The organism is Asticcacaulis excentricus CB 48, assembly GCF_000175215.2.
Taxonomy (GTDB): Bacteria; Pseudomonadota; Alphaproteobacteria; order Caulobacterales; family Caulobacteraceae; genus Asticcacaulis; species Asticcacaulis excentricus.
Map to the genome: position 1 here is coordinate 484,490 of NC_014817.1, position 26,885 is coordinate 511,374.

The 26,885-nt window shown below is 59.7% G+C and carries 25 protein-coding genes and 3 tRNA genes; 24 read left to right on the top strand and 4 right to left on the bottom strand.

What is annotated here, in order from left to right; all coding sequences use genetic code 11:
• The 12 genes from ASTEX_RS13930 (at position 1) to ASTEX_RS13985 (ending at position 13,428) form a co-directional block, all read left to right on the top strand.
• The gene (locus ASTEX_RS13930) at positions 1-441 is read left to right on the top strand and encodes an NINE protein (protein ID WP_013480271.1); all 441 of its coding nucleotides are present in this window, start codon (positions 1-3) and stop codon (positions 439-441) included.
• 37 nt (positions 442-478) lie between these two features.
• Entirely contained in the window at positions 479-2,542 is a 2,064-nt protein-coding gene (nuoG, locus tag ASTEX_RS13935; protein WP_013480272.1) for an NADH-quinone oxidoreductase subunit NuoG, read from the top strand.
• 6 nt (positions 2,543-2,548) lie between these two features.
• The gene (gene nuoH / locus ASTEX_RS13940; protein ID WP_013480273.1) at positions 2,549-3,634 is read left to right on the top strand and encodes an NADH-quinone oxidoreductase subunit NuoH; all 1,086 of its coding nucleotides are present in this window, start codon (positions 2,549-2,551) and stop codon (positions 3,632-3,634) included.
• Positions 3,631-4,122: an NADH-quinone oxidoreductase subunit NuoI gene (gene nuoI / locus ASTEX_RS13945; protein WP_013480274.1), complete on the top strand. Its 492-nt coding sequence runs from the start codon at positions 3,631-3,633 to the stop codon at positions 4,120-4,122. Before nuoH ends, nuoI begins: the two co-directional genes overlap by 4 nt.
• Positions 4,123-4,237: 115 nt before the next feature.
• Positions 4,238-4,846 carry an NADH-quinone oxidoreductase subunit J gene (locus ASTEX_RS13950; RefSeq protein ID WP_013480275.1) on the top strand — a complete coding sequence of 203 codons (609 nt, stop codon included), beginning with the start codon at positions 4,238-4,240 and terminating at the stop codon, positions 4,844-4,846.
• Positions 4,843-5,151, top strand: a complete 309-nt coding sequence (gene nuoK / locus ASTEX_RS13955) for an NADH-quinone oxidoreductase subunit NuoK (RefSeq protein ID WP_013480276.1) — start codon at positions 4,843-4,845, stop codon at positions 5,149-5,151. The genes ASTEX_RS13950 and nuoK overlap by 4 nt, the downstream gene beginning before the upstream one ends.
• A gap of 8 nt (positions 5,152-5,159) precedes the next feature.
• Entirely contained in the window at positions 5,160-7,232 is a 2,073-nt protein-coding gene (gene nuoL, locus ASTEX_RS13960) for an NADH-quinone oxidoreductase subunit L (protein WP_013480277.1), read from the top strand.
• Between the two features lie 16 nt (positions 7,233-7,248).
• Positions 7,249-8,751 carry an NADH-quinone oxidoreductase subunit M gene (locus ASTEX_RS13965; protein ID WP_013480278.1) on the top strand — a complete coding sequence of 501 codons (1,503 nt, stop codon included), beginning with the start codon at positions 7,249-7,251 and terminating at the stop codon, positions 8,749-8,751.
• A gap of 11 nt (positions 8,752-8,762) precedes the next feature.
• Complete coding sequence (nuoN, locus tag ASTEX_RS13970; protein WP_013480279.1) at positions 8,763-10,196, top strand: NADH-quinone oxidoreductase subunit NuoN; 1,434 nt, start codon at positions 8,763-8,765, stop codon at positions 10,194-10,196.
• A 58-nt stretch (positions 10,197-10,254) separates the two neighbouring features.
• Positions 10,255-10,983 (top strand): biotin--[acetyl-CoA-carboxylase] ligase, encoded by a 729-nt coding sequence (locus tag ASTEX_RS13975; protein WP_013480280.1) that lies wholly within the window; start codon positions 10,255-10,257, stop codon positions 10,981-10,983.
• Positions 10,980-11,768, top strand: coding sequence for a type III pantothenate kinase (locus ASTEX_RS13980; RefSeq protein ID WP_041659380.1), 789 nt, complete (start codon positions 10,980-10,982; stop codon positions 11,766-11,768). Before ASTEX_RS13975 ends, ASTEX_RS13980 begins: the two co-directional genes overlap by 4 nt.
• Positions 11,761-13,428, top strand: a complete 1,668-nt coding sequence (locus ASTEX_RS13985; protein WP_013480282.1) for a ribonuclease J — start codon at positions 11,761-11,763, stop codon at positions 13,426-13,428. Before ASTEX_RS13980 ends, ASTEX_RS13985 begins: the two co-directional genes overlap by 8 nt.
• A gap of 371 nt (positions 13,429-13,799) precedes the next feature.
• On the opposite strand, the gene phaC is transcribed toward ASTEX_RS13985, so the two are convergent.
• Positions 13,800-15,833, bottom strand: coding sequence for a class I poly(R)-hydroxyalkanoic acid synthase (phaC, locus tag ASTEX_RS13990; protein WP_013480283.1), 2,034 nt, complete (start codon positions 15,831-15,833; stop codon positions 13,800-13,802).
• A 185-nt stretch (positions 15,834-16,018) separates the two neighbouring features.
• Between phaC and ASTEX_RS13995 the strand changes: the two genes are divergently transcribed.
• The 11 genes from ASTEX_RS13995 to ASTEX_RS14045 all read left to right on the top strand — a co-directional run bounded on the left by ASTEX_RS13995 (position 16,019) and on the right by ASTEX_RS14045 (position 23,358).
• A complete protein-coding gene (locus ASTEX_RS13995) occupies positions 16,019-16,414 on the top strand; it encodes a hypothetical protein (protein WP_013480284.1) in 396 nt (131 codons plus the stop codon).
• A gap of 26 nt (positions 16,415-16,440) precedes the next feature.
• A complete protein-coding gene (gene glpX / locus ASTEX_RS14000) occupies positions 16,441-17,409 on the top strand; it encodes a class II fructose-bisphosphatase (RefSeq protein WP_013480285.1) in 969 nt (322 codons plus the stop codon).
• A 6-nt stretch (positions 17,410-17,415) separates the two neighbouring features.
• Positions 17,416-19,284: a single-stranded-DNA-specific exonuclease RecJ gene (gene recJ, locus ASTEX_RS14005; protein WP_013480286.1), complete on the top strand. Its 1,869-nt coding sequence runs from the start codon at positions 17,416-17,418 to the stop codon at positions 19,282-19,284.
• A gap of 68 nt (positions 19,285-19,352) precedes the next feature.
• Positions 19,353-19,427 (top strand) — tRNA-Glu (locus ASTEX_RS14010).
• A 26-nt stretch (positions 19,428-19,453) separates the two neighbouring features.
• A tRNA-Glu gene (locus ASTEX_RS14015) sits at positions 19,454-19,528 on the top strand.
• Positions 19,529-19,776: 248 nt separating this feature from the next.
• The gene (locus ASTEX_RS14020) at positions 19,777-20,337 is read left to right on the top strand and encodes a cold-shock protein (RefSeq protein ID WP_041659382.1); all 561 of its coding nucleotides are present in this window, start codon (positions 19,777-19,779) and stop codon (positions 20,335-20,337) included.
• 99 nt (positions 20,338-20,436) lie between these two features.
• The gene (locus tag ASTEX_RS14025; protein WP_245532571.1) at positions 20,437-21,270 is read left to right on the top strand and encodes a glutaminyl-peptide cyclotransferase; all 834 of its coding nucleotides are present in this window, start codon (positions 20,437-20,439) and stop codon (positions 21,268-21,270) included.
• Positions 21,257-21,736, top strand: coding sequence for a DUF192 domain-containing protein (locus tag ASTEX_RS14030; RefSeq protein WP_083805635.1), 480 nt, complete (start codon positions 21,257-21,259; stop codon positions 21,734-21,736). Before ASTEX_RS14025 ends, ASTEX_RS14030 begins: the two co-directional genes overlap by 14 nt.
• 87 nt (positions 21,737-21,823) lie before the next feature.
• Positions 21,824-21,900, top strand: a tRNA-Pro gene (locus ASTEX_RS14035).
• A gap of 355 nt (positions 21,901-22,255) precedes the next feature.
• Complete coding sequence (locus tag ASTEX_RS14040) at positions 22,256-22,978, top strand: L,D-transpeptidase family protein (protein ID WP_013480290.1); 723 nt, start codon at positions 22,256-22,258, stop codon at positions 22,976-22,978.
• Positions 22,975-23,358, top strand: a complete 384-nt coding sequence (locus tag ASTEX_RS14045) for a hypothetical protein (protein ID WP_013480291.1) — start codon at positions 22,975-22,977, stop codon at positions 23,356-23,358. Before ASTEX_RS14040 ends, ASTEX_RS14045 begins: the two co-directional genes overlap by 4 nt.
• Here the strand turns inward: ASTEX_RS14045 and ASTEX_RS14050 are convergent.
• Together ASTEX_RS14050 and ASTEX_RS14055 are read right to left on the bottom strand one after the other, a co-directional pair.
• The gene (locus tag ASTEX_RS14050; RefSeq protein ID WP_013480292.1) at positions 23,355-23,588 is read right to left on the bottom strand and encodes a DUF2842 domain-containing protein; all 234 of its coding nucleotides are present in this window, start codon (positions 23,586-23,588) and stop codon (positions 23,355-23,357) included. The genes ASTEX_RS14045 and ASTEX_RS14050 overlap by 4 nt on opposite strands.
• Before the next feature lie 13 nt (positions 23,589-23,601).
• Positions 23,602-23,871, bottom strand: coding sequence for a hypothetical protein (locus ASTEX_RS14055; protein WP_013480293.1), 270 nt, complete (start codon positions 23,869-23,871; stop codon positions 23,602-23,604).
• A gap of 161 nt (positions 23,872-24,032) precedes the next feature.
• Here ASTEX_RS14055 and ASTEX_RS14060 point away from each other — a divergent pair, with 161 nt between their 5' ends.
• Positions 24,033-25,082: a COX15/CtaA family protein gene (locus ASTEX_RS14060; protein ID WP_013480294.1), complete on the top strand. Its 1,050-nt coding sequence runs from the start codon at positions 24,033-24,035 to the stop codon at positions 25,080-25,082.
• A 292-nt stretch (positions 25,083-25,374) separates the two neighbouring features.
• Here the strand turns inward: ASTEX_RS14060 and ASTEX_RS14065 are convergent, their stop codons facing one another.
• Positions 25,375-26,811, bottom strand: a complete 1,437-nt coding sequence (locus tag ASTEX_RS14065) for an alkaline phosphatase PhoX (protein ID WP_013480295.1) — start codon at positions 26,809-26,811, stop codon at positions 25,375-25,377.
• Positions 26,812-26,885 lie beyond the last annotated feature (74 nt).

Sequence of the window (26,885 nt, forward strand, 5' to 3'; positions counted from 1 at the left end):
ATGCGGGGCAAGGTACTCTCATTCAGCGATGCCACGGGTCAGGGGTTGATCAGTGGCGATGACGGTCAGCGCTACAGCTTTTCGCGCGCCGATCTGATGGGCGGTGCCCGCTCCGTAGCAGCCGGTATGGCGGTGGATTTCGAAGGCTCTGAAGGCGTTGCCGTCAGCGTCTACGTCATCAAGTCCGGCATCCCTGACAAAAACAAATGGGTGGCCGCCCTCCTGACCTTCTTCTTCGGGATCTGGGGCGTCCACAAATTCTATCTCGGCAAGACCAATGCCGGCATTATCATGCTCGCTTGCGGCACGATTGGCTGGTTCCTGATTCTGCCGGGTCTGGCGGTGGCGTTCATCTCTTTCATCGAGCTGATCATCTACCTGTTCAAGTCCGAACAACAGTTCCACGAAGACTATGTCGCTGGCGACAAGTCCTGGTTCTGACGGTTCGGAATGCTTTTTTGTATGAGGTTTGAGGCAGATGCCGATAGCTAAAGTCAATGGTGTCGAGGTCGAGTTCGAACCCGGCATGACCGTGCTTCAGGTGGCGGAGCTGGCGGGTGAGGAGATTCCCCGTTTCTGCTACCATGAGCGTCTGTCGATCGCCGGCAACTGCCGTATGTGCCTCGTCGAGGTGAAGCCCGGACCGCCGAAGCCGCAGGCTTCGTGTGCGCTGCCGGCCGCCGACGGTCAGGAAATCTTCACCAACACGCCGATGGTCAAGAAGGCGCGCGAAGGGGTGATGGAGTTTCTGCTTATCAACCACCCGCTCGACTGTCCCATCTGCGATCAGGGCGGTGAATGCGACCTTCAGGATCAGGCCATGGGCTATGGCCGCGATGGTTCGCGCTATCAGGAAAATAAGCGCGCCGTTGAAGAAAAGTATCTTGGGCCGACGATCAAGACCTTTATGACGCGCTGCATCCAGTGCACGCGCTGCGTCCGCTTCTCGACCGAAGTGGCCGGTGTCACCGAAATGGGCATGATTTCGCGCGGCGAAAACGCCGAGATTACCTCCTATCTCGAACAGGCCGTGTCGTCGGAACTGTCGGGCAATCTCAATGATCTGTGCCCGGTCGGAGCCCTGACGCACAAGCCATGGTCGTTCAACTACCGCCCGTGGGAACTGCAAAAGGTCGAAACCATCGACGTGCATGACGCGCTGGGCGCGCACATTCGTATCGACTATCGCGGTTCGACCGTCCTGCGCGCCCTGCCGCGCCTGAAGGACGACATCAACGAGGAATGGCTGTCGGACAAGTCGCGCTACGCCGTCGATGGTCTGAGCCGTCAGCGTCTCGACCGTCCCTATGTGCGCAAGAACGGCAGCCTGACCCCGGCCTCGTGGGATGAGGCGCTGGACGCTGTGGCGGACAAGCTGCAAGCGACGTCTGCGGACAAGGTCGGCGTGATCGCCGGTGACCTTCAGGACGCCGAAAGCCTGAAAGCGGCTAAGGACCTGTTCACTTCACTGGGCGTCAAAAACCTTGATTGCCGTCAGGCGGGCGAAGCCTTCGGTCCGGTCTCGGCCAACACGCCGCGCGAAGCCTGGTTGTTTAATTCCGGCATTGCCGGTATCGAAGAGGCCGATGTCATACTGCTGATCGGCACCAATCCGCGCCTCGAAGCGCCGCTGATCAATGCGCGCATCCGCAAAGCGTGGCTCAAGGGCAAGACTCAGGTCGCCGTGATCGGCGAAGCCTGTGATCTGACCTACGATTACGCGCACTTAGGAACCGGCGCGAAGGCGCTGAAAGATTTTAAGAAATCGGCTTTCCGTGACCTGTTGAAGGATGCGAAAAAGCCCGCCGTGCTGATCGGTTCCGGAGCGGTGTCGGGCGAAGAGGGTGCTGCCGTGCTGGCCCTGATCGCCAGCGAAATCCTCAAGCCCTACAATGTGGTGCGCGAAGACTGGAACGGTTTCAACATCGTCCATCAGGCCGCCGCGCGCGTCGCCGGCCTCGACCTCGGCTTCGTGCCGGGTGAGGGCGGGCTGGATACGCAAGGCATCCTGAACGGTAGGCTGGACGTCGTGGTCCTGCTGGGTGCCGATGAAATCGACACGGCCAAGCTCAAAGGGTCGTTCGTGGTCTATGTCGGCTCGCACGGCGATGTCGGGGCTTCGGCGGCGGATGTGATCCTTCCGGGCGCGGCCTATACCGAAAAGTCGGGCCTCTACGTCAATATGGAAGGCCGCGTGCAGATTTCCGAACGCGCCGTCTTCCCGAAGGGCGAGGCGAAAGAGGACTGGGCAATCTTCCGCGCCCTGTCGGCCAAGCTGGGTAAGACCCTGCCTTACGACAGCCTGTCGGACCTGCGCCACGCCCTGATCACCGATCATCCGACCTTTGGCCGCATCGACGCGCGCCCGACGCCCAAGGCGTTCGACGTGGCGATACTGGGGGCTAGGGGCGAGATCACCGGCGAAACCTTCGCCAGCACTATCAAAGACTTCTACCTGACCAACCCCATCGCGCGGGCGTCCGTGGCCATGGCCGATATTTCGGCCACCCGGTCCGGTCCGGTGAGCCTGGCGGCGGAGTAAGAGCATATGACAGACGCTAATTTCTGGGCCGGTCCGTGGGGCTGGACGATCATCACCATCGGGCAGGCCCTCGCCGTTATTGTCGGCGTGATGGTCTCGCTGGCCTTCCTGCTGTGGGGTGACCGCAAGGTGTGGGCCGGCGTGCAGATGCGCAAAGGACCGAACGTCGTTGGTCCCTTCGGCCTGATGCAGTCCTTCGCCGACTTCTTCAAGTTCGTGCTGAAGGAAGTGATCATCCCCGCCGGGGCTGACAAGCCGGTCTTCCTGATTGCACCGCTTCTGACCTTCGTTCTGGCCTTCATGTCGTGGGCGGTCATTCCGTTCGCGCCGGGCTGGGTGGTGTCGAACATCAATGTCGGCATCCTCTACCTGTTCGCCATCTCGTCGCTCGGTGTCTATGGCATCATCATGGGCGGCTGGGCTTCGAACTCAAAATACCCCTTCCTCGGCGGCCTGCGCTCCGCCGCGCAGATGGTGTCCTACGAAGTGTCGCTGGGCTTCATCATCATTACGGTTGTGCTGCTGGCCGGGTCGATGAACCTGTCGGACATCGTCAACAAGCAGGCGGGGGGCTTCTGGAACTGGAACTTCCTCGGCGGCGGCGGGCTTCTGGGCCTTGGCATCATCAAGCTGCCGGTCATGTTCGGTATGATGGTCATGTTCTATATTTCGGCTCTGGCCGAAACCAACCGTCCTCCGTTCGACCTGCCCGAAGCCGAATCCGAGCTGGTCGCCGGCTATCAGGTCGAATATTCCTCGACGCCGTACCTGTTGTTCATGATCGGTGAATACGCCAACATCGTGCTGATGTGTGCGATGATCACCATTCTGTTCTTCGGCGGCTGGCAATCGCCCATCCCGATGGACTCGATCATTGCCCCCGGCACGCTGGCCTACACCCTGATCAGCCTCGGCTGGTTCATCCTCAAGGTGGTGTTCTGGTTCATCATGTTCGCCATCGCCAAGGCCATCGTCCCGCGCTACCGCTACGATCAGCTGATGCGTCTGGGCTGGAAGGTCTTTCTGCCCCTGTCTCTCGTTGCCGTCGTTATCATCGCGGCCTACCAGGTTTTCGGAGGTAATTTCGCATGATCGGCCGTCTTGTCCAAGCCGCCAAGGGCGCGCTGCTGCTTGACTTCGTCGGGGCCACGGGCCTTGCCGTGAAATATATGTTCAAGCCGAAGAAGACCATCAACTACCCGTTCGAGAAGGGGCCGATCAGCCCGCGCTTCCGCGGTGAGCACGCCCTGCGTCGGTATCCCAACGGCGAAGAACGTTGCATCGCCTGCAAGCTGTGCGAAGCCATCTGCCCGGCTCAGGCCATCACCATCGAGGCCGAGCCGCGCGAAGACGGGTCGCGCCGCACGACGCGCTACGACATCGATATGGTGAAGTGCATCTATTGCGGCCTGTGTCAGGAAGCTTGTCCGGTCGATGCCATCGTCGAAGGCCCGAACTTCGAATTCGCTACCGATACGCGCGAAGAGTTGTACTACGACAAGTCGAAACTGCTGGCCAATGGCGACCGCTGGGAGCGCGAGATTGCACGCGCCCTCGAACTGGACGCACCTTACCGCTAATTGAGCCTATGAATATCCACCGATTCCGTAAGGATATGCCTTGCGGGATCACAGTCTGAGGGGCTAGGGAGCGATCCCGAACCCGCAAAGTAGAGAAGGGGCGGAGGTCCCGATCATGCTGGCAATAGCCTTTTACATTCTGGCGGCCGTGACCGTCGTATCGGGGGCGCTGGTGATTACCGCGCGCAACCCGGTGCACTCGGTGCTGTTTCTGATCCTCGCCTTTTTTTCGGCGGCGGGCCTGTTCGTCCTGATGGGGGCGGAATTCCTCGCCATGCTTCTGGTCGTCGTCTATGTCGGCGCGGTGGCGGTCCTCTTCCTCTTCGTCGTCATGATGCTGGATGTGGACTTCACCAAGTTGCGTCAGGGCTTCGCCAACTACCTGCCCATAGGCATGGTGGTCGGCATCCTGCTTCTGATCGAGTTGATCATGATTTCTTCGGCCGTGGCCCAGCGCGGCGCGGCGGCGGGTCAATCGCCTCAGGTCTATGGCGCAGAGATGAGCAATATCGAAGCCATCGGTCGCGTTCTCTACACAGATTACGTCTATGTCTTCCAGGCGTCGGGTCTGGTGCTTCTGGTGGCCATGATCGGCGCCATCGTGCTGACGCTCCAGCATCGCACCTACGTCAAGCGTCAGGACATCCACACCCAGGTGACGCGCCGCCGCAAGGACGCCGTGGCCATTGTCAAGGTCAAAACCGGCGAAGGAATCAAGGAATGACTATCGGTCTTGAACACTATCTGATCGTTTCGGCCATCCTGTTCACCATCGGGGTGTTTGGCATCTTCATGAACCGCCGCAACATCATCATCATCCTGATGTCGATCGAACTGATCCTTCTGGCGGTCAATATCAACTTCGTCGCCTTCTCGACGCACCTGCATAATGTGCAGGGTCAGATCATGGCGATGTTCGTCCTCACCGTTGCGGCTGCGGAAGCGGCGGTCGGTCTGGCTATTCTTGTGACGTTCTTCCGTAACCGCGGCGACATCGAAGTCGATGACGCCAGCATGATGAAGGGCTAAGGGAAGTCATGCAAAATCTGGTTACGATCCTTGTTCTGGCCCCGCTTCTGGGGGCTCTGGTGGCGGGCCTGTTCGGGCGCAAGATCGGTGACATCGCCTCTCAGGCGGTGACCACCGGGCTTCTGTTCCTGTCCTGCGCCCTGTCGTGGTACACCTTTGCTCAGCACACCTGGGGAGGTCTTGAGCCCTTCACCGTAAAGCTTCTCGACTTCATCAATATCGGCACCTTCCACTCGGCGTGGTCGATCCGCATTGATGCCCTGTCGGCCACCATGCTGATCGTGGTGACCTCAGTTTCGTCGCTGGTGCACCTTTACAGCTGGGGCTACATGGCCGAAGACCCCAGCCGTCCGCGCTTCTTCGCCTATCTGTCGCTGTTTACCTTCGCCATGCTGATGCTGGTGACGGCGGCCGACTTTATGCAGCTGTTCTTCGGCTGGGAAGGCGTCGGTCTGGCCTCCTACTTGCTGATCGGCTTCTGGTTCCAGAAGGACTCGGCGTCTTCGGCGGCCATCAAGGCCTTCGTCGTCAACCGCGTCGGTGACTTCGGCTTCGCGCTGGGCATTATGACGATCTACTGGATGTTCGGGACCATCAACTTCCACGAACTGTTCCCGCTGATCGCCGCCAAGGCCAGCACCAGTTGGATGTTCCTCGGCCACAGCTTCTCGGCGCTCGATCTGGCCGCGTTCCTGCTGTTCATCGGGGCCATGGGTAAGTCGGCGCAGTTCTTCCTGCACACCTGGCTGCCGGACGCCATGGAAGGCCCGACCCCCGTGTCGGCCCTGATCCACGCCGCCACCATGGTCACCGCCGGCGTGTACATGGTCTGCCTGCTGTCGCCGCTGTTCGAATATGCGCCGGTGGCCAAGATGATCGTCACCTATATCGGGGCCATCACCGCCATCTTCGCTGCCTCCATCGGTTTCACGCAGAACGACATCAAGCGCGTCATCGCCTTCTCGACCTGTTCGCAGCTTGGCTACATGTTCTTCGCCGCGGGCGTCGGGGCCTACGAAGCGGCCATGTTCCACCTGTTCACCCACGCCTTCTTCAAGGCGCTGCTGTTCCTTGGGGCCGGTTCGGTCATCCACGGCATGCACCACGAACAGGACATGCGTCACATGGGCGGTCTGGCCAAGTATCTGCCGGTCACCTACGCGGCCATGACCATTGGCACCATCGCCATCACCGGCCTGGGCATTCCCTACACGCAGATCGGTTTCGCGGGCTTCTTCTCGAAGGATATGATCATCGAAACCGCCTGGGCGGCCCATAATACCCCGCAGGGCATGTTCGCCTTCGTGATCGGTATTCTGGCGGCGCTGCTGACGGCCTTCTATAGCTGGCGTCTGGCCTTCATGACCTTCCACGGCAAGAAGCACTGGGAAGCCGCGCACGACGATCATCACGCCCACGTCCATGACGACGATGCGGCTGCGGCTGTCGCCCATGCTCATGACGACCACGCCCACGCTCATGGTCACGACGATCACCACGGCCATGCGCATACGCCGCACGAAAGCCCGATCGTCATGCTGATCCCGCTGATTGTGCTGTCGATCGGTGCGGTGGCTGCCGGTTTCGTCTTCGCGCCTTACTTTATCGGCGATCATGCCCACGCCTTCTGGGGCCACGCCATTCAGCACGGACCGCATAACCACGTCCTGCATGAGGCGCACCATATCGAGGAAGCCTGGGTCAAGTGGGCCCCGCTGGTGGTCACCCTGATCGGTACAGCTCTGGCTGTGTACTTCTACCTGCTGAAGCCGGCCCTGCCCAAGGCCATGGCGGCGCGCAAGGGCCCGCTGTACACCTTCCTGTACAACAAATGGTTCTTCGACGAGCTGTATCAGGCGACCTTCGTCAAGGGTTCCAAGGCGCTCGGCGACCTGTTCTGGAAGGTGCTCGATGTGAAGATCATCGACGGCTTGGGCCCGAACGGTGCGGCCTGGACGGCGCTGAAATCGGCGCAACGTCTGGTCAAGACTCAGACGGGCTATGTCTATCACTACGCCTTCGTCATGTTCCTCGGCATCGCGGGTCTTCTGACCTGGGTTGTCTTTGGTATGGCGCGATAGGGGAGAGCTTTTAAGTATGTCACCGGTAATCCCCAATCTTCTCAGCCTTATTACCTTCCTGCCGCTGGTAGGGGCGTTTGCCATCCTTGGCGTCAAATGGGTCTCGCGTAAGGATGACGCCAGCGTCATCGAACGCAATGCCAAGTGGATCGCCCTGTGGACGACTCTGGCAACGCTGGCGCTGACCGTCATCCTGCTGGCCGGGTTTGACCGCACCACCACCGACTATCAGTTCGTGGAAAAGGTGCAGTGGTTCAGCTTCCTGAGCTACCACATGGGCGTCGATGGCATTTCGGTGCTGTTCGTGGCCCTGACCGCGCTGCTGATGCCGCTGTGCATCCTCGCCTCGTGGGACTCGGTCAAGACGCGCCTCGTCGAATATATGATCGCCTTCCTCGTGCTGGAAACGCTGGTCATTGGCGTCTTCACCGCGCTCGACCTGTTCCTCTTCTACGTCTTCTTCGAAGGCGGTCTGGTCCCGATGTTCCTCATCATCGGTATCTGGGGCGGTAAGGACCGTATCTACGCGGCCTACAAGTTTTTCCTCTATACCCTGCTGGGCTCCGTGCTAATGCTGGCGGCCATGCTGTACATGGTCGGTGTGGCAGGTACGTCGGATATTCCGACTCTTTCGACCTACGCCTTCTCGCAAGCGGCGCAGCCGTGGCTGTGGTTCGCCTTCTTCGCCTCGTTCGCGGTGAAGATGCCGATGTGGCCGGTGCACACCTGGCTGCCCGACGCCCACGTGCAGGCCCCGACGGCGGGCTCGGTCCTGCTGGCCGGTATTCTGCTGAAGCTCGGCGGCTACGGGTTCATCCGCTTCAACCTGCCTATGTTCCCCTATGCCTCGGAACTGTTCACGCCCTTCGTGCTGACCCTGTCGGTCATCGCCATCGTCGTGACCTCGCTGATCGCCTTCCGCCAGACGGATATCAAGAAGTTGATCGCCTATTCGTCGGTCGCCCACATGGGCTTCGTGACCATGGGGATCTTCGCCGGTAATCAGGCGGGCGTGCAGGGCGCGGTCTATCAGATGATTTCGCACGGCTTTATCTCCGGCGCTCTTTTCCTCTGCGTCGGTGTGGTCTATGACCGCTGGCATACGCGCGAAATTGCCTTCTACGGCGGTCTGACCAAGCTGATGCCGCACTTCGCCTTCGTCTTCTTGCTGTTCACTATGGCCAATGTCGGCCTGCCGGGCACGTCGGGCTTTGTCGGGGAAATCCTGACCATGACCGGCCTCTATCAGGCTTCGACCTGGGCCGCGCTGGTCGCCGCTACCGGCGTCATCCTGTCGGCCATGTATGCCCTGACCCTGTTCAAGCGCGTCATGTACGGCGAGGTGACCAACGAACAGCTCAAAGGCCATCCGGACCTGACCTTGCGCGAAAAAATCATCTTTGCGCCCCTGATCGCGGGGACGCTGCTGCTGGGTATCTATCCGGCCTTTGTATTTGACTTTACCACCGCCAGCGTGGACGCCGTTGTGGCGACGTACCGCGCTGTTATCGGCGGATAGGAGCGCCCCTTATGGATTTGACATCGGCTCTTCATCTGGCCCTTCCGGAACTGATACTGGCGGTTTCCGTACTCGGCATCCTCGTTTACGGCGCGCTGCGCGGTGACAAGGCGGCAGGCTCGGTCGCGGCACTGTGCGGTGCGGCCCTGATCGCGGCGGCCTTTGCGGCGGCTTTCAACGGTCACGGTAAGGTCTTCAACGGCTCTTTCATCGCCGACGGCGTGGCCAATTTCGCCAAGACCTTCATCTACATCGCCTCGGCTCTGATCGTGGTGCTGGCGCGCGGCTATTTTGAGCGTCAGAACAACAACCGCTTCGAATTCCCGATCCTCGTCACCCTGTCGGCCATCGGCATGAGCATGATGGTGTCGGCGGGCGACCTGATCGCGCTCTATATCGGCCTCGAACTGAACTCGCTGGCGGCCTATGTCATGGCGGCCTTCCGTCGCGACGACGCCAAGGGCTCGGAAGCCGGCCTGAAGTATTTCGTGCTGGGCTCACTGTCTTCGGGTCTGCTGCTTTATGGCATCTCGCTGGTCTATGGCTTTGCAGGCTCGATGAATTTCGACGCCATTGCCGCCTCGGCGCAGGCCAATATGCAGGTCGGTCTGATCTTCGGTCTGGTTTTCGTCATTGCCGGTCTGGCCTTTAAGGTCTCTGCCGCACCGTTCCACATGTGGACGCCGGACGTCTATGAAGGCGCACCGACCCCGGTTGTGGCCCTGTTCGCCGGTGCCCCGAAGTTTGCGGCTCTGGTGCTTCTGGCGCGCGTCCTCAACGACGCCTTTGCCGGTCTGCATGATCAGTGGGCGCAGGTGCTGCTTGCCATCGCCACCCTGTCCTTCCTGATCGGGGGCCTCGGCGGTCTGATGCAAAAAGACTTCAAGCGCCTGCTGGCCTATTCGTCGATTGCCAATATGGGTTACGCCATGCTGGCCCTGGCGGCCGGGACGGACAAGGGCGTTATGGCGCTGCTGCTGTTCTCGGTCCTGTACATGGTCGATACGCTGGGCCTGTTCTCGGCTCAGATCGCACTGTCGCGTAAGGGCATTGCGGTCAGCAAGATTGACGACCTGTCGGGTCTGTCCAAGGTCGATATGAAGCTGACTATCGCCATCACGGTGCTGGCCCTGTCGGTGCTGGGGATGCCGCCCTTCTCTGGCTTCTGGGGCAAGTTCTTCGTCTTCGGGGCGGCCCTCGAAGCCGGTTATTGGGGTTTTGCCGTGGCCGGTCTGGTGGCTTCGGTTATCGCGGCCTTTTATTACCTGCGCATCATCAAGGTGATGTGGTTCGATGGGGATAAGGGCGAGCTGGACAAGGCCCCGTTCGAAGCGAAGTGGATTGCCTATGCCGCCGCCGCCTTTGCCTTCCCGATCGCGGCTTTCGCTTTGTCGGGCCTCTATCCGCTGGCGGAAACGGCGGTCAAGAGCTTCGGCCTGAACTGAGCCTGCTGTTTAATTTAACTTCCGGGGTGCAGGGGTTTGTAACCCCTGCATTTCTTTTATGGCCCTTATCGACGTTTTTGACTCCCTGCCGTCCACCCAAACCGAGGCCCTCAGCCGACTGCGGGCGGGGGATCGCGGCCCGCGCTGGGTCCGGGCGCAGCGGCAAACGGCCGGGCAGGGGCGTATGGGGCGTCAGTGGGACGGGCCGTCGGGCAATCTGATGGCCTCGTGGTACGGGGTTTTGCCGGTCGAGATGCGCCGTGTGACCCAACTTTCCTTTGTGGCGGCGCTGGCGGTGACCGACGCTATCCGTCCGGTATTGAGCGCACCGGACCCGCTAAAGATCAAATGGCCGAACGATGTGCTGTACGAGGGCCGCAAGCTGTGTGGCATACTGGCCCAGAGCGAAACGCTTGAAACAGGGCTGGGGGTGGTCATCGGCATCGGCATCAACATCGCCAAAGCGCCGCAGGGACTGAGCTATGGCACCGCGGCGCTCAACGACCTGACGGCGCAACCACAAACCGTCGAAGTCGTCCTGGACGCCCTCGATGCGGCCCTGACGCGGCGCCTGGACGACTGGCTTACGCATGGCTTTGAAGCCACAGCCGCGCAGTGGTGGGATCAGGCCTATGGCCGCGACCAGCTCTGTCTGATAGAGCAACACTCTCAGGCCCGGACGGGAACGATTCTTGGCCTCGATGACTATGGCGCGCTGCGCGTCAGAGACCCGGACGGCACGATCCATGTGATCGCCAGCGGGTCCGTTTCGTATCCGGAGGCCTGATGCTGCTCGCCATCGAACAGGGCAATACCAATACGTTGTTCGCCGTGCACGATGGCGAAGGCTGGCGCGCCCAATGGCGCACGGCTACCGAATCGACGCGCACCGCCGACGAATACGCCGTCTGGCTCTATCAGCTACTTCAGATGAACGGCCTCGATTTCAATCAGATTGAGGACTGCATCATCTCCTCGGTCGTGCCGCAGTCCCTGTTCAACCTGCGCAAACTGGCCCAGCGCTATTTCAACAAGACGCCCTACGTCATCGGCGACAATACGCATCTGGGTATCGAAGTCCGCATCGACAAGCCGTCTGAAGCCGGGGCCGACCGTCTGGTCAATACGGTGGGCGCCTGGATCAAATACGGCGGGCCGTTGATCGTGATTGACTCAGGCACCGCCACCACCTTCGATGTCGTTGCCGCCGATGGCGCGCTGGAAGGGACGGCGATTGCGCCGGGCATCAACCTGTCGGTTCAGGCCCTGCATTCGGCGGCGGCCAAGCTGCCGCGCATTGCGATCGAGCGCCCGGCGCACTATATCGGCAAGGACACGGTCAGTGCTATGCAATCGGGCATTTTCTGGGGCTATATGGGCCTTATCGAATATCTGACCGACAAGATTCAGGCCGAATACGGTCAATCCATGACGGTCGTAGCCACCGGCGGCGTGGCGTCGCTGTTCGAAGGCGCGACCGACCGCATCCATCATTTCGATCCCGATCTTACGCTGCGGGGTCTGCTTGAAATCTATCAGCGTACCCTCTCTAATCAAAAGAAAAATGAGTAAAAATAAAGACGAACTGGTGTTTCTGCCGCTGGGCGGCTCAAACGAAATCGGTATGAACCTCAATGCGTACGGTTTCGGGCCGGAGCATGACCGTAAATGGATTCTGGTCGATGTCGGTGTGACCTTCGGCGACCTGACTACGCCCGGCATCGAAGTCATTGTGCCCGACCCCAAATTCCTCGAAGGCGAAGAGATTCTGGGTGTCATCCTGACCCACGCCCACGAAGACCATATCGGGGCGCTGGGCTGGCTGTGGGACCGCATCAAGGCGCCGCTCTATGCCACGCCCTTCACTGCCTTCCTCATCCGCGAAAAGCTGCGCGAAGCAGGTGTCGAAGACTTCGACCTGACCGAGGTTCCGCTGGGTGGCAAGGTGCATCTGGGCCCGTTCGAGATCGACTATATCACCATCACCCACTCGATCCCGGAACCCAACGGCCTGTCCATCAAAACGCCACTGGGGACGGTGCTGCACACCGGCGACTGGAAGATTGACCCGGACCCCATCACCGGCAAACCCACCGACATCAGCCGCATTGTGGCTCTGGGCGATGAGGGCGTGCTGGCCATGGTCTGCGACTCGACCAATGTGTTCGTGGACGGGCAGGCGGGCTCCGAAGCGGATGTGAAGGTGTCGCTTGAGGCGGTGATCCGTACACTGACGGGTCGCGTGGCGGTGGCTTGCTTCGCCTCTAATGTCGCCCGCATGGACAGCGTCATCCGCGCCGCCGAAGCCTGTGGCCGTTCGGTCTGCCTTGTCGGGCGCTCAATGCACCGCATGGCGGCGGCTGCCAAATTTGTCGGTCTGATGAAGGGCGTTCAGGAATTCGTCTCCGAAGCCGAAGCCGTCAAGATGAAAGACACCGAAGTCCTTTATCTGTGCACGGGCTCTCAGGGCGAACCGCGCGCCGCCCTGTCGCGTATCGCCGACGGCAACCATCCGCTGGTGCGTCTGGGGGCCGGGGATTCCTGCGTCTTCTCTTCACGCGTCATTCCGGGCAACGAAATCGCCATCCGCAGCCTGCAAAACCGCCTGTCGGACCTCGGTGTGGAAATTCATACCGAAAAGGATCACCCCGGCATCCACGTCTCTGGCCACCCCTGCCGCGACGAACTGAAGCAGATGTACGCCTGGGCGCGGCCGAAAATCGCCATTCCGACGCACGGTGAACGCCGCCACCTGCAAAAGCACGCCGCTCTGGCGGCCGAAATCGGCATCCCGGAACAGGTCGTCCTGCGCAATGGCGATATGGTGCGCCTCGCTCCTGGTAAGCCCGAAATCATCGACGAAGTGCCGTCTGGTCGCCTGTTTGTCGATGGCGGGATGCTGGTCCCCGAAGCCTCCGAAGCCCTGCGTGAGCGCCGCCATGCCGCCCATAACGGCATGTTGTTCGTCTCCTTCGCCCTCAACAGCAAGAACCAGTTGGCGTCATACGTCGAGGTCCGCGGCCTCGGTCTGGCCTTTGAGGACGAAGACAGCATCTCGGATCAGCTCGAAAAGCTGTGCGATTTAGCAGAAAAAGCCGTGCAGAAGCTTTCCCGCGAAGAACGCGACGATGATCAGACCGTCGAAACCGCCGTGGCGCGCGTGCTTAAAAAGGCCGCTCAGAATACTTGGGGCCGCCGACCGATCGTAGAGACGATTATTCTTAGACTGTAAGGGTTTAAGACGCAGGGGCCACAGGCCCCTGCACCCCTTTTACCCATATAAAAGAGTTTTCACCACGGATGGCGGCTTTGCCGCCAACACGGATATCCGTGCCGACGAACGGAGTTCGTCATCCGTGTTTATCCGTGGTTTTAAAAGGTCCGTCCGCCGAATTTGGCCAGGGTTTGAACCACAGATTTCACAGATTACACAGATTTTCTAGTCAGATCGGCAACGATAGAGGCCAAAGACCCGTGAGGGCGCGAAGCGCCAATCTGTGCCATCTGTGAAATCTGTGGTTCCCAGTTCCAAAATCCCGGCCATCATCAGATTACCGGTTTTGGGGTGTGGGGCCTGCGGCCCCACGATCTTGAATTTTCTGCTTACGACTTTACCAGAACGTATGAACCCGGCGCGTCCATATCGGGTTTGAACTTGCCCTTGGAGGGATCACGCGCCGGGACCATCGGGCCGGACTTGTCGTGCAGCCACTGGGCCCAATAGTCCCACCACGACCCCTTATGTTCGACAGCGTCCTTTTGCCAGGCCTCAAGAGTCTCTGGTAAGCCTTTGGCATTGCTCAGTTCGTTGATCCAGTGCTGGTACTTCTGGGCCGCGGGCGGGTTCACGACGCCGGCAATGTGGCCGGAGCCCGCCATGACGAAGGTGACTGGGCCGCCGAACAGGCGGGCCGATTTGAATACCGAGCCCGGGGGAGCGATATGGTCTTCGCGGCCGGACTGCTCAAAGACGGGAATCCTGACGTTTTTCAGGTCGATGGGCACGCCCGCAATGGTGAGCTTGCCCTGAGACAGGGCGTTTTCATGATAGAATTTGCGCAGGTAGTACATGTGCAGTGCCTTGGGCATGCGCGTCTGATCGGCATTCCAGCACAGCAGGTCGAAGGCGGTCAGATCCTTACCCATCAGGTAGTTATTGACGAAGAAGGACCAGACCAGATCGTTAGCGCGCAGCGCATTGAAGGTGTCGGCCATCGCCGCTCCCGGCAAGACGCCACCGGCGGCGTCCATCTGGCGCTCCAGCTCTTTCAGCCAGGCTTCATTGGTGAAGAGGAGCAGGTCGCCGGCTTCGGAAAAGTCGTGCTGGGCCGTAAAGAAGGTGGCCGATGATACGCTGTCGTCGCCCTTGGCTGCCATGTGCGCCAGAGCGACGCCCAGAAGCGTGCCGCCGATGCAGTAGCCGACCGTATTGACCTTTGGCGAACCCGTCTGTTCACGGACTAATGACATGGCCTTATAGACGCCGCCGAACATATAGTCCTCAAAAGTGACGTCCTTCAGGTCGGCATCCGGATTGACCCATGAGACGACAAAAACCGAAAAGCCCTGATCCGTCAGCCACTTGATCAGCGAATTCTTCGATTGCAGATCGAGGATATAGTATTTGTTGATCCACGGTGGGAAGATCAGTAAAGGCGTTTCGTGCACTTCATCCGTAGTCGGATTATATTGCAGCAGTTCGAACAAAGGCCCGCGCCACACCACTTTACCCGGCGTAGTGGCGACGTTTTCGCCGACCTTGAAATGGGCGTAATCGGCCTGAGAAATCTTCAGCTTGCCGTCGCCGCGCGCCAGGTCATCGGCGAATTTCTGCATCCCCTTGACCAGACTTTCGCCCTTGGAACTGAGCAGCGTGTCGAGCGCCGCCGGATTGGACATCAGGAAGTTGGAGGGCGAAAAGGCGTCGGTGACCAGCTTGGTGAAAAACTCGGCGCGGCGCTTATGCAATGGATCGACGTCCTCAACCGAAGACACGAGGTTGTTGAGCCAGGTCGAGGACAGAAGATACGACTTGCGCATCATGTCGAAGACGAGGTTCTGCTGCCAGCGCGGATCGGAGAAGCGCTTGTCCTTCGGCGTGGTGTCTTCCGGGGTTTCGACGCCCAGGGACCGGCGGGTCATTTCGGCCCACAGCGACATATAGCCGGTCATCAGGTCGGTCTGGGCTTCGATGACCTTTTCGGGGTTTTGCGCCAGCGAAGTCATGACGCTGGTCATGGCGGGGGCGACCTGAAACGGATCACCGTTTGGTGTGCCATTGAAATCCGGTTGCTTCAGAACCGCGCTGGCCAATGCCGTCTGGGCGGTGATGGCGGCCTTGGCGAGATTGATCGACAGGTCTTCCAGCGCCTTCATCTGCTCGGAATCGAAGGTGGATTCGGGCGACGGTTCGGACTGAGGGGGCGTTGGCGACGGCGCGGACTGAGCCGCTGGCTTTGGGGCCACGGGGGCTTCTACAGAAGCGGCCTTAGGTTTAGGTGCTGTTTTGCGTGTGGCCTTGGCCACAGGGGCGGGGGCCATCGCAGGCGTCGCTTCGGCGGCGACGGCTTTTTTAGGGGCAGCAGCCTTGCGGGTTTTGGCCTTGGAAGCGGGTTTCTCAGTGCTTTTTTCAGTCATGGCGGCCTCCGCGAGTCGTTTCTTGCTATTTTCTAACGCGCTTCATCAAGCGTTGCGCCACAATTTTCACTGTATAATATGCAACATCGCGTTATGACGTGTTTTAGGGCTGTTCAGGACTCGCAAAGTTTGCTTTTGATCAGCCCGGTTTTTATAACCGATGCCATCGGTTGCGGAGCTTCTTCATGATTAAGCGGTCAAAGATTTACGCGCTCTTGCTGCCCTGTGCGGTTATTGGAGCCTTTGCCTTGTCCGCTCCAGCTCAGGAAGCGTCTTCGCCGCGCGCCTATGACAGCTTCCCGAAATGGTCTGAATTCCCGCCGCCGCCTCAGGATGTGCCGACGCCGGAGCAGATCAGGCAACAGGTAGTGGCACTGAAAGCCCGATCCGATCAGCTTCAAAAAACGGCCGACGCCCTGCCGTGGGAGCTTAAGGCCCCCGAAGCCATGGCTAAGGCTGCCAATGCGCGCATCGACCCCGTTCTGGGGGCGCCGATTAAAAATGGCGCCGACAGTGCCGCCATAGAAAGCCTGGCCGCCCGCCTGCGCGCGCGCGCCGAGCCGCCACCCGTGGCGAAATAAAAAAACAGACCAACAGGGAAATGCCTATGTCACAAACGGGTTTCGACTTGGCCCTCGACATCGTTCGGGTGGCCGAAGAGGCGGCTATTGCCGCGCATGGCTGGATCGGCAAGGGGGACGAGAAGGCGGCGGATCAGGCGGCGGTAGACGCTATGCGCTCGGCGCTCAATGCCATCGACATGGACGGCCGTATCGTCATCGGCGAAGGCGAGCGTGACGAAGCCCCCATGCTGTTTATCGGTGAGACGGTCGGCACGGGCAAGGGCACGGCAATTGACATCGCGCTTGACCCTCTGGAAGGCACAACTTTGGCGGCTAAGGCCATGAACAACGCCCTGACCGTGGTGGCATTCGCGCCGCGCGGCGGGCTGTTGCACGCGCCGGACACCTATATGGACAAGATCGCTATTGGTCCGGGCTATCCCGACGGCGTGGTCGATCTGGACGCCAGCCCTGAAGACAATGTGCGGGCACTGGCTGCGGCTAAGGGGGTGGATGTCTCGGAAATCGTCGCCTGTGTGCTGGATCGCCCCCGCCACGACCGCATCATCGCCTCGCTGCGCAAGGCCGGAGCGCGCGTGCACCTGATCACCGACGGCGATGTCGCCGGCGTCTTCCACACGGCGCAGCCGGAGACCGGCATCGACATCTATCTGGGGTCGGGCGGGGCGCCGGAAGGCGTGCTGGCGGCAGCGGCATTGAAATGCGTCGGCGGTCAGTTTCAGGGCCGTCTGGTCTTCCGCAATGACGATGAGCGCCAGCGGGCGCAGCGTCTGGGCCTGAGCGACTTCGACCGTAAATACAGCCTGAACGAACTGGTCTCCTCGGACGTCGTCTTTGTGGCGACGGGCGTCACACCCGGTGCGTTGCTCGATGGAGTGCAAAAGGAGATGTCTCCCGACGGGGAGGTGTTTATCAGCACCGAAAGTCTGGTGATGATTTCACGGACTCAGACTATCCGTAAGCTGTATATGCGTCGCCCCCTCCAATCGTGATGTCCCATGCCCGATGATCCTGCCCGCCAGAACCTGACCGACCTGCCGCCGTTTCTGGGGGTGGAGACGTCGGTGACGGGCCGTCTGTGGGTGGATCGCCGCGACAGCCAGCGCGTGGGCGCGCATGAATTGCGTCAGATTACGCAGCAGATCGCGCTCAAAGGCCCGATGGAAGAGGCCTTTGTCGAGCCGGTGGCGCGCTCGATTGCGGCGCGCGGGGTGACGGCGGCAACGCTCGACGACTATTTGCGACCGACCCTGAAGGCGCTGTTCCCTGATCCGGATGGTTTCATGGACATGCCGCAGGCGGTGGCGGCCATTCTCGATGCGCTTCAGGCGCGTCAGAAGATCTATGTCTTTGCCGACTATGATGTCGATGGCGCGACGTCTGCGGCGCAACTGGTGCGCTGGTTCCGCCATATGGGTCACGAACTGAGCGTCTATGTGCCTGACCGGATGCTGGAAGGCTATGGCCCGTCGGAGAAGGCTTTTGACCGATTAAAAGCCGAAGGGGCCGATCTGGTCATCACGGTCGATTGCGGGGCGTCGGCGCACCGGGCGCTCGACTATGCGGCGCGTATCGGTCTTGAGGTGGTGGTGATCGACCATCACATCATGCGCGAAGACCCGCCCAAATGCCGTGCTGTGGTCAATCCTAACCGGCCAGGCTGTACCTCGGCGCAGGGCAATCTGGCAGCGGCCGGTGTGGTATTCGTGGTGTTGGCGGCGCTTAACCGCGAAGCCGAAACGCGCGGACTGTTTGCCGAGCGGCCTCGGCCTGACCTGACTCAATGGCTTGATCTGGCGGCCCTGGGGGCTATCTGCGATGTGACGGCGCTGAGCGGGTTCAATCGTGCGCTCGCTTCGCAGGGGCTGAAGGTCATGTCGCGTCTGAACAATCCGGGCATCCGTGCCCTGATGCAGGTGGCTGGGGGCGAGCCCAAGGACGCGGCTACAGCGCTCGGGGTGTTTCATTCCGGCTTTGTGCTGGGGCCGCGAATCAATGCCGGCGGGCGTATCGGTCGCGCTGATCTGGGGGTACGACTTTTGTCCACCGACGATGCGGACGAAGCGGCGGCGCTAGCGCAGGAACTGGATGAGTTGAACAAGACGCGCCGTGACGTCGAGGCCGCCGTGCAGGAACAGGCCTTGGCTCTGGCCGAGACAAAGGGGCTGGTTACGGCCGAAGACCACGTCATTATCGTCGCGCACGAAGACTGGCATCCCGGCGTCATTGGTATTGTGGCGGGTCGGCTGCGCGAACGCTGGCACAAGCCGGTCATCGTCATCGGCATCGACCCGGTTACGGGGATAGGGAAGGGATCGGGCCGATCGCAGGCCGGGATCAATCTGGGGCAGGCGGTGACGGCGGCCTTTGAAAGCGGGCTTTTGCTGTCAGGCGGCGGTCACGCCATGGCGGCGGGCCTGAGTATTGAGGCCGCGCGCATTCCGGAACTGCGGACTTTTCTCAATTCGCATATCGCCAATGCCACCGTCGAGGCTGACCGTAAGGACCGGCTGGAAATCGACGCCGCGCTCAGTGCCGGGGCCTGTACGCGGGTCCTACTGGAGTGTTTTGAGATCATGGCCCCCTTCGGTCCGGGTAATCCGGAGCCGATGTTTGTCCTGCCGGGGATGCGTGTGGGCTATGCCTCGGCGCTGAAAGGCGGGCATGTGCGTTGCGACCTGATTGACGAAGGCGGCAAGCGTCTGAAAGCCATTGCCTGGCGCGCGCAGGATACGGCGGTGGGCGCGGCCCTGCTCAACCCGGTCGGGGCAATCCACGTGGCGGGGCGACTAAAACCCGACGACTATATGGGACGCAAGGGCGTGCAGTTCGAAATCGAGGATATCGCTCATATATTCACAAGTTGAAGCGATATTGCCGAAAATAGCGCTTGCAACGAACAATCCGTGACGCTATCAAGCGCACCTCTTGACGCGGTCCCTTCGTCTATCGGTTAGGACGTCAGGTTTTCAACCTGAAAAGAGGGGTTCGACTCCCCTAGGGACTGCCAGTCAGGACATATTAATACGGACACGCGGTCCCTTCGTCTATCGGTTAGGACGTCAGGTTTTCAACCTGAAAAGAGGGGTTCGACTCCCCTAGGGACTGCCACCGTAGCCTCCTTCCTCACAATTTTTATGCACTTCTGATTTTTTATACGTAGTGTGCGAACCTGTGTCAAAAACGACATATATTGCGTCAAGGCTACGCCACGCGACATAATTACCGCTTTTTTACTCGCTTTAAGCGATATTTTCGCATATCGTCTCGAAAAAGAGAGGGGCAGGGGTGCTGCCCATTTAAAAATATCCATGTTATAGTGCTCGCGCAGTAGATTATTTGTGGGCTTGGTGAGGAATATGAGTTTGTACGATTACGCAAAGAGCAGCGAGGCGGAAGACGTAAAGGCTATTTCCGGTCGCGTGAAGTGGTTCGATGCCGGCAAGGGTTACGGCTTCATCGTGCCTCAATCCCCCGAATTGACCGGTATGCGCGACGTACTGCTGCATGTGTCCGCACTGCGTGATATGGGGCGTGATCTGGCGCATGAAGGTGCCGCCATTGAGTGCAAGATCGCCAAACGCGCCAAGGGCTGGCAGGTTATTCAAATCACCGCACTCGAAGAGAGCGGCAGCGGCCCCGTGCGTGAAGCGCGTGATCCGGCGGCTGTGCGGTCGACGCATAACGTGCAGGCAACCATTGGTGATCTCGAAGCGGCGACCATCAAATGGTTCAACCGCACTAAGGGGTATGGCTTCGTAGTGCGTGGCAATGATCCGACGGACATCTTCATTCATATCGAAACCCTTCGTCGCTTTGGTCTTGAGGATATTCAGCAGGGCGATACCCTGATGGTGCGCTTTGGCGAAGGTCCCAAGGGGTTGGTTGTGACCGAGGTGCAGCCCAAGGCGTTGGCTTGAGCTGAAAACGGCCTTGAAACGGCCATTGAATTTAGCGAATTTCCAACGGAGGTGAGGTTTCGCCTCCGTTTTTCTTTGCGGGTGTGAACGGTGACGTCTGTGTTCAAAGCCTTTCGGTGGTCTCTGGTACTTATGGCGGCGCCGCTGTCGCCTGTCTTACCCACCCACGCCCAGACCACTGCGACGACGACTGCCGCAACGGAGGAGGTGGCGCACTACACCTACCGCGTCGTGAAGGTCTATCCGCACGATCCTCAGGCCTTTACGCAAGGCCTGTTTATTCAGAATGGCCGTTTGTTTGAAAGCACAGGCATGGCGGGGGCCTCATCGCTGCGCGAGGTTGATCTGACCACCGGCGAGGTCAAACGCAAACACGATATTGCACGGCCCTATTTTGCCGAAGGCGTGGCGCCGTGGGGTAATGCCATTATCGGGCTGACCTGGAGACACGGCAAGGCCTTCGTCTGGGACCGCGACAGTTTCGTCCCAAAGGGGGAGTTTGCTTATACGGGCGAGGGCTGGGGCCTGACCGGTGACGGCACGCATCTGATTCTCAGCGATGGCAGCGACCGTTTGCGCTTTCTCGACCCGCAGACCTTCAAGGTGGTCGGCGAAGTCCCGGTGACCTTGCGCGGCGAGCCCATAGAGATGCTCAATGAGTTGGAATATATCGGCGGGCAGGTCTACGCCAATGTCTGGCAAACCGACTACATTGTCCGCATCGACCCGAAGAACGGCAAGATCAATGGCATAGTGGATTTGAAAGGTCTGATGGCCTATGGCCCGGCCATTACGCAGCGCATCGACGTTCTGAATGGCATTGCCTTTAATCCGGAAACGAAGCACCTGCTGGTCACCGGAAAATATTGGCCGGCCCTGTTTGAGATCGAACTGATCGACAAGGCGACGGGCAAACCCTATGAGTTCCGATAACCCTATGATCAAGCACGCAAAATGGCTACCGCTCTTTCTGCTTCTGGCGGCCTGCCAGCCGAAACCGCCGGAGCGCGAGGCACTTCAGGTTCTGTCCGCGGGGACTAGTCACGCCTTTCAGGTCGAAATCGCCGATGACGAACAGGAACGCGAAACCGGCCTGATGAACCGCGACAACCTGCCGACCGGGCAGGGGATGCTGTTCCTGTTTCCGGATGCGCGCGAACGCGCCTTCTGGATGAAGAATACGCATATACCGCTTGATATTATTTATATTTCCAAGTCAGGCGAAGTGATTTCCATTCAGAAAAACACGATGCCAATGAACGAAACGCCGCTGCATTCGTTTGGCCCGGCCGCGGCGGTTCTGGAAATCAATGGCGGTAAGGCTGATGTTTTGGGCATCAAGCCGGGCGACCGCATTACGCATCGCTTCTTTGAAGGCAAGGGGCCGATGCCGCAATAGACGCTTGTTCTGTGGGTGGTGTGTAAAACGGCTTGCGGAACCGGCTTTGAAGTGGCATGTAGCGCGCCTTGCCTGTGGGCAGGGTGTCGGGGTGTAGCGCAGCCTGGTAGCGCAGCTGTTTTGGGTGCAGCAGGTCGGAGGTTCGAATCCTCTCGCCCCGACCATCAATAAAAAAGGGACTGCCTACAGGGCAGTCCCTTTTTTATTGATCATCCGCAGCAAGGGTGCGAACCGATAAGAGGTTCACCGCGCTCAAAGAGCGAAGCGATAGCGCACTGAAAATGCCCAAGTGATGATTATTGAGCCGGAAGCACAGTAATCACACGCAGACGCGGCGGAGCGAAGCGGAGCCACATCGACCCGAAAGGGCGATGGACGCCGAAGGCGCCCGAGAGGTAAGCCGCGTTAAAACGCGGCGCATCAATCCTCTCGCCTGACTCGGACGAAATGCCCTGTCTCAATTTCCACGATACATCCGCGGCGATTCTGCGTTATCCTGTAACCAATGGGAGGGATGCCATGAACGGAAAGCGTGGGCTACTACTAGTCACCGTTCTTGTTGCTCTTTGCGGCTTACTTTGGACCCTGAAGCCGTGGGAGTCGGGTGCGGCAGACCTTCAACAGGTACGAAAAGAGCGCTTGAGCCATATCCGTGCAGCCTTGACTCGCAACGACCTGCAACTGGGCCAGCCCATACTCATCCGCATTTTCAAGGAAACGGATGAACTGGAGCTTTGGGTCAAGTCGGGGGGCAAATACCGACTCTACAAAACCTTTCGTATCTGTAGCTGGTCCGGTTCCCTCGGCCCCAAGAAGAAAGAAGGGGATGGGCAGTCACCCGAAGGCTTTTACACGGTTTCGCGTGGGCAGATGAAACCCGATAGTCAATATCATCTGGCCTTTAACCTCGGCTATCCGAATGCCTTTGATCGTGCAAATGGTCGAATAGGCAGCTATCTGATGGTCCACGGCAAATGTGCCTCAATCGGCTGTTATGCCATGACCGATAAAGGGATTGAGGAAATCTGGTTGATAGCTGATGAGGCCTTGAAGGGAGGGCAGACCGCGTTTCAGGTGCACGTCTATCCGTTTCGCATGACCGACGCCCATATTAAGCGCCATGTGGGTTCGCCGTGGTTGGGCTTCTGGACGGACCTGAAAGCGGGTTATGACCGGTTTGAGCAAAACCATTCCGATCTGAATGTTACGGTCGTCAATAAGAGATACAGGGTCACCCCATGAACCGCGTCATTCTTAGCGCTACAGGTCTCGCTGCGCTTCTGTTACTCACCGCCGGTGTGCCGTTACGTGGGCCGCTGACCGATCCGGAGTGGGTGGTTTGGGGGGCAGGGGTGGCGGCTTTTGTGGTCGTGATGCTGGGGTTACTGGCTGTGTTAAGGCGGGGCCCATTGCACGCGCTGGTGCATCTGATGGTCGTGGTCCTGCTGACCATCGCCGCAGGTTGGATGATTCAGCACGCGCAAAAGGCGGTCGTTGATCGCCTGGTCATCTGCCTTTTGGGCCTCGGTGTGCTGATCGTGTGGACGCTATGGGCCGCCAGCGGTTTCGCTGTGGGCAAGCGACCGCCAAATTCCGACGACGACAGCTTCCTGCCGCTCTAACGCTTCCGGCCTTTGTAGTTTTCCGACCAGCTTATGATCGGTAGCACGGGAATCCCCCACAATATGCCGGACAGGCCGTAATACAGCAGGTGCACCAGATCGTTGTCGGGCAACCTCTCGCCGATGCTGGAAACGATCACCACATAGATAGCCAGAAACACCACAATGCCGATGCACGCGATCACACGGCGCACCGGCAGGCTGAGACCCTTTGTCGCATCTATGCTCATCGGTATACCCGCTTCATTTTTTGACGTTTACTTTTTCGATGGCGCGGGTGAGGTGAAACAGCACCAGAAGGCTGGCCGAACCCGCACCGGCCGCCCTGAGTGTTGTGTAGAAGCGATCCGGATAAATATCGAGAATATGGATGAAAAACGTCATCAGGATCGCCCCGAAAATGCCCACAAACATATTGATGATGGCGCTGTAGCGGCTCTTGGTCAGGTTGTTGGCGATCCAACCGACGATGAACCCCGTCATACCGGCCAGAATCCAGTCCTGAACACCCATTTGTGGAACCTTTCACATTTTTCCGTCGCGCATCGCTTGAATTTCACCCCTCCCTGTGGGCAAATCAAAACGGACGGCCAATGCCTATTACAGGTTATTTCGCCGCAGTTGAACAGGTCCGCCCGACGGAACCCAACAATTATTTTCAGTGAGGCGTAACGGTGAGGCTTCCGCTCAAATCTCCTTCCGTGGCTATCTGGCTCTCTATAGTGGCCGCTATGGTCGTGCTGATCGTTATGGTCGGGGGCGCCACGCGCCTGACCGGCTCCGGTCTGTCGATCACCGAATGGAAGCCTATCCACGGTGTGGTGCCGCCGCTGAATGACGCCCAATGGGCCGAAGAGTTCACCAAGTACCAGCAGATACCGCAGTACAAGCAGGTGAATGCGAACATGTCGGTAGAGCAGTTCAAATTCATCTTCTGGTGGGAATGGGGCCATCGCCTGCTGGGTCGCCTGATCGGTGCCGCGGTCCTGATCCCCTTTATTGTCTTCCTGTTCACGCAGGCCATCCCGCAGCGCCTGATCTGGCGCTGTGCCCTACTCGTCGGGCTGGTCGGCGTGCAGGGAACGATCGGCTGGTGGATGGTGCATTCGGGTCTGGCCAACCGTATCGACGTTGCCCCCGAACGCCTGATGACACACCTCAGTCTGGCCCTGGTCATCATGATCTTTGCCATATGGACGGCCAACGAAGCCTTACACGGCCAATCGCGCGGGCATGGCGCGCCCGGTGGTTGGGTGGCCGCCGTCGCGGGTCTGTTTGGCTTGACCTTCCTGCAATCCATGCTGGGTGCGCTGGTCGCCGGTAACGATGCCGGGCTCGTTTATAATGACTGGCCACTGATGGGCGGGCGTATCGTGCCCCTCGTCGATTATTCCAAAGGCCTGTGGCACGTCTTCGTCCACGATCAGGGCATGGTGCAGGTCCTGCACCGCTTCAATGCCTACCTTCTTCTGATCTACGCAACGGCTCTGGTCTTGTGGCTATGGCGGCGCTGTCTCGATGACGGCATGCGCCTGATCGCCGCCGCCTTCGGTGTACTGGTGTGGTGTCAGGCTGCTCTCGGCGTTGCAACCCTGTGGACCAATGTGCACATCGCCTTTGGCCTGCTGCACCAGTTGGGGGCTGTCCTGCTGCTCATTCTGGCCACCCTGCTACTGTGGAAGGTCGCCCGCGCTGATCGCGACTTCCGCCGCCGGAATTTTTAAACGTGCCTCCTCCCTGTGCCGCAGGCATGGGGAGGTGGATTTTTGCCTGAAAGGCAAAAAGACGGAGGGGGCGGCGAAGCCGAAAGGAAAGACGCAGGGGCCATAGGCCCCTGCACCCCATAACAAATCCGCGCTCAAATCAAAGATATAGAGCACGTGACGGACGGATTTTTTGGGGGCGAAGCCCCCCATTTAATTTTGCAAATAAACCCAGGTCGTGCCGCTTGAGCGCCCCGTTATGGGGTGTGGGGCCTGTGGCCCCACGGTCGTTCTTAGCCCTTACCCTGAGAACTTACCCCTTCACGGCCTCAGTGCTGAACCGATCCCACGGGCCGGTAATGGCCAGAGTCCAGCCGGGGTTTTGCAGGTTGACGAACATGGTCGAGCCGTCGGGCGAGAAGCAGACCCCGGCCCATTCTGAATTGGTCGCTTCGGTATTGCGGGCGAAGGTGGTGACCTTGCCGTCGCGGGTGATGATCTTCAGGTGGTTTTTCAGCGTGTCGGAATAGCGGTCTTCGCAGGCAAAGAGCTGGCCGCGCGGCGAGACGACGATATTGTCCACATAGTCGAACAGCAGGTCGTTGTTCGGCTCCGCAAAGAGCTGGATACGGCCGGGGGCGCGGGCTTCCTGCGGCGTGCCTTCGTGGGGGCTCGGCACATAGCGCATGATCTGGCCGTTTTCGCCGGGACCGCCGGAGGTGCAGGTGAAGTAAAGCTCGCCTTCGCCGAAGAAGATGCCTTCCTCGCGCGCGAACTGCGCCGCGCCCTTGGCGTGGGCGCGGGTGCGCAGGTCGTTATTGGGGCTTTCGACCTCATCGAGATCAACCCACTCAGTTTCGAACCAGCCCCCCTGTTGCCAGAAGATGGCGGTCTTGTTGTCGGTCAGGGCGTGCGGTTTGCCCTTGATGACCAGCGCTTGCAGTTTGCCGCCTTCCCGTAATTTGCCCGGCACCTTGGGGATGAAGCGATAGAAGGCCGAGTCCCCGGCATCTTCGGTCAGATAGACGATACCGGTCTTGGGGTCGATGGCTACGGCCTCGTGCTCGAAGCGGCCCATGGCTTTGATCGGCTCGGCCTTGACGAGGCCTTCGGCGCGCGACGGGACTTCGAAGACGTAGCCGTGGTCCTTGCCGACGCCGTTCGGGGCTTTTTGCGAGCTTTCCTCACAGGTCAGCCACGAACCCCAGGGCGTCGGGCCGCCGGCGCAGTTGGTCGAGGTGCCGACCAGCGACAGGTGATGGCTGACCAGCTTCTGGTCCTTGATATTATAGACCAGCGTGGTCGTGCCGCCGTGCAGCGGGCGACCGTCGGGCGCGAAGTCATAGACCTTGGCCGCATCGACCTTGCCGAACAGTTCGTTCTGCGCGCCGAACGGGCCCATCTTGCTGAGGCTGTGCTTGATTTCGTGATTACGCACCAGCAGCACCGTGTCCGGACCGTGCGGGAAGCAGGCCATGCCGTCGTGCTTACCCGGCACGATCAGGCCGTCGCTCATGGTTTCGCCCTGACGCGAGAAAATGCGGTAGGAGAAGCCAGCGGGCAGGTCGGCGATACCATTGGGGTCCTTCACCAGCGGGCCATAGCCTTCGATCTGATTGACATAGGTGTCAGGGGCGTTTTCGGTCAGGCGGTGGGCGGCGGCAGCCTTGCTGATCCACAGCGCCATGCCTGTAAAAGCCGCAGAGGTGGCAAGAGATGAAGAGAGGAGGGTGCGGCGGGACAGCGACATGGAAACACCTTTGCGCATAAGGGACAGTACCGTTTGGAATCGGATGGGGCTTATGTAAAGACAGGCGGGAACAG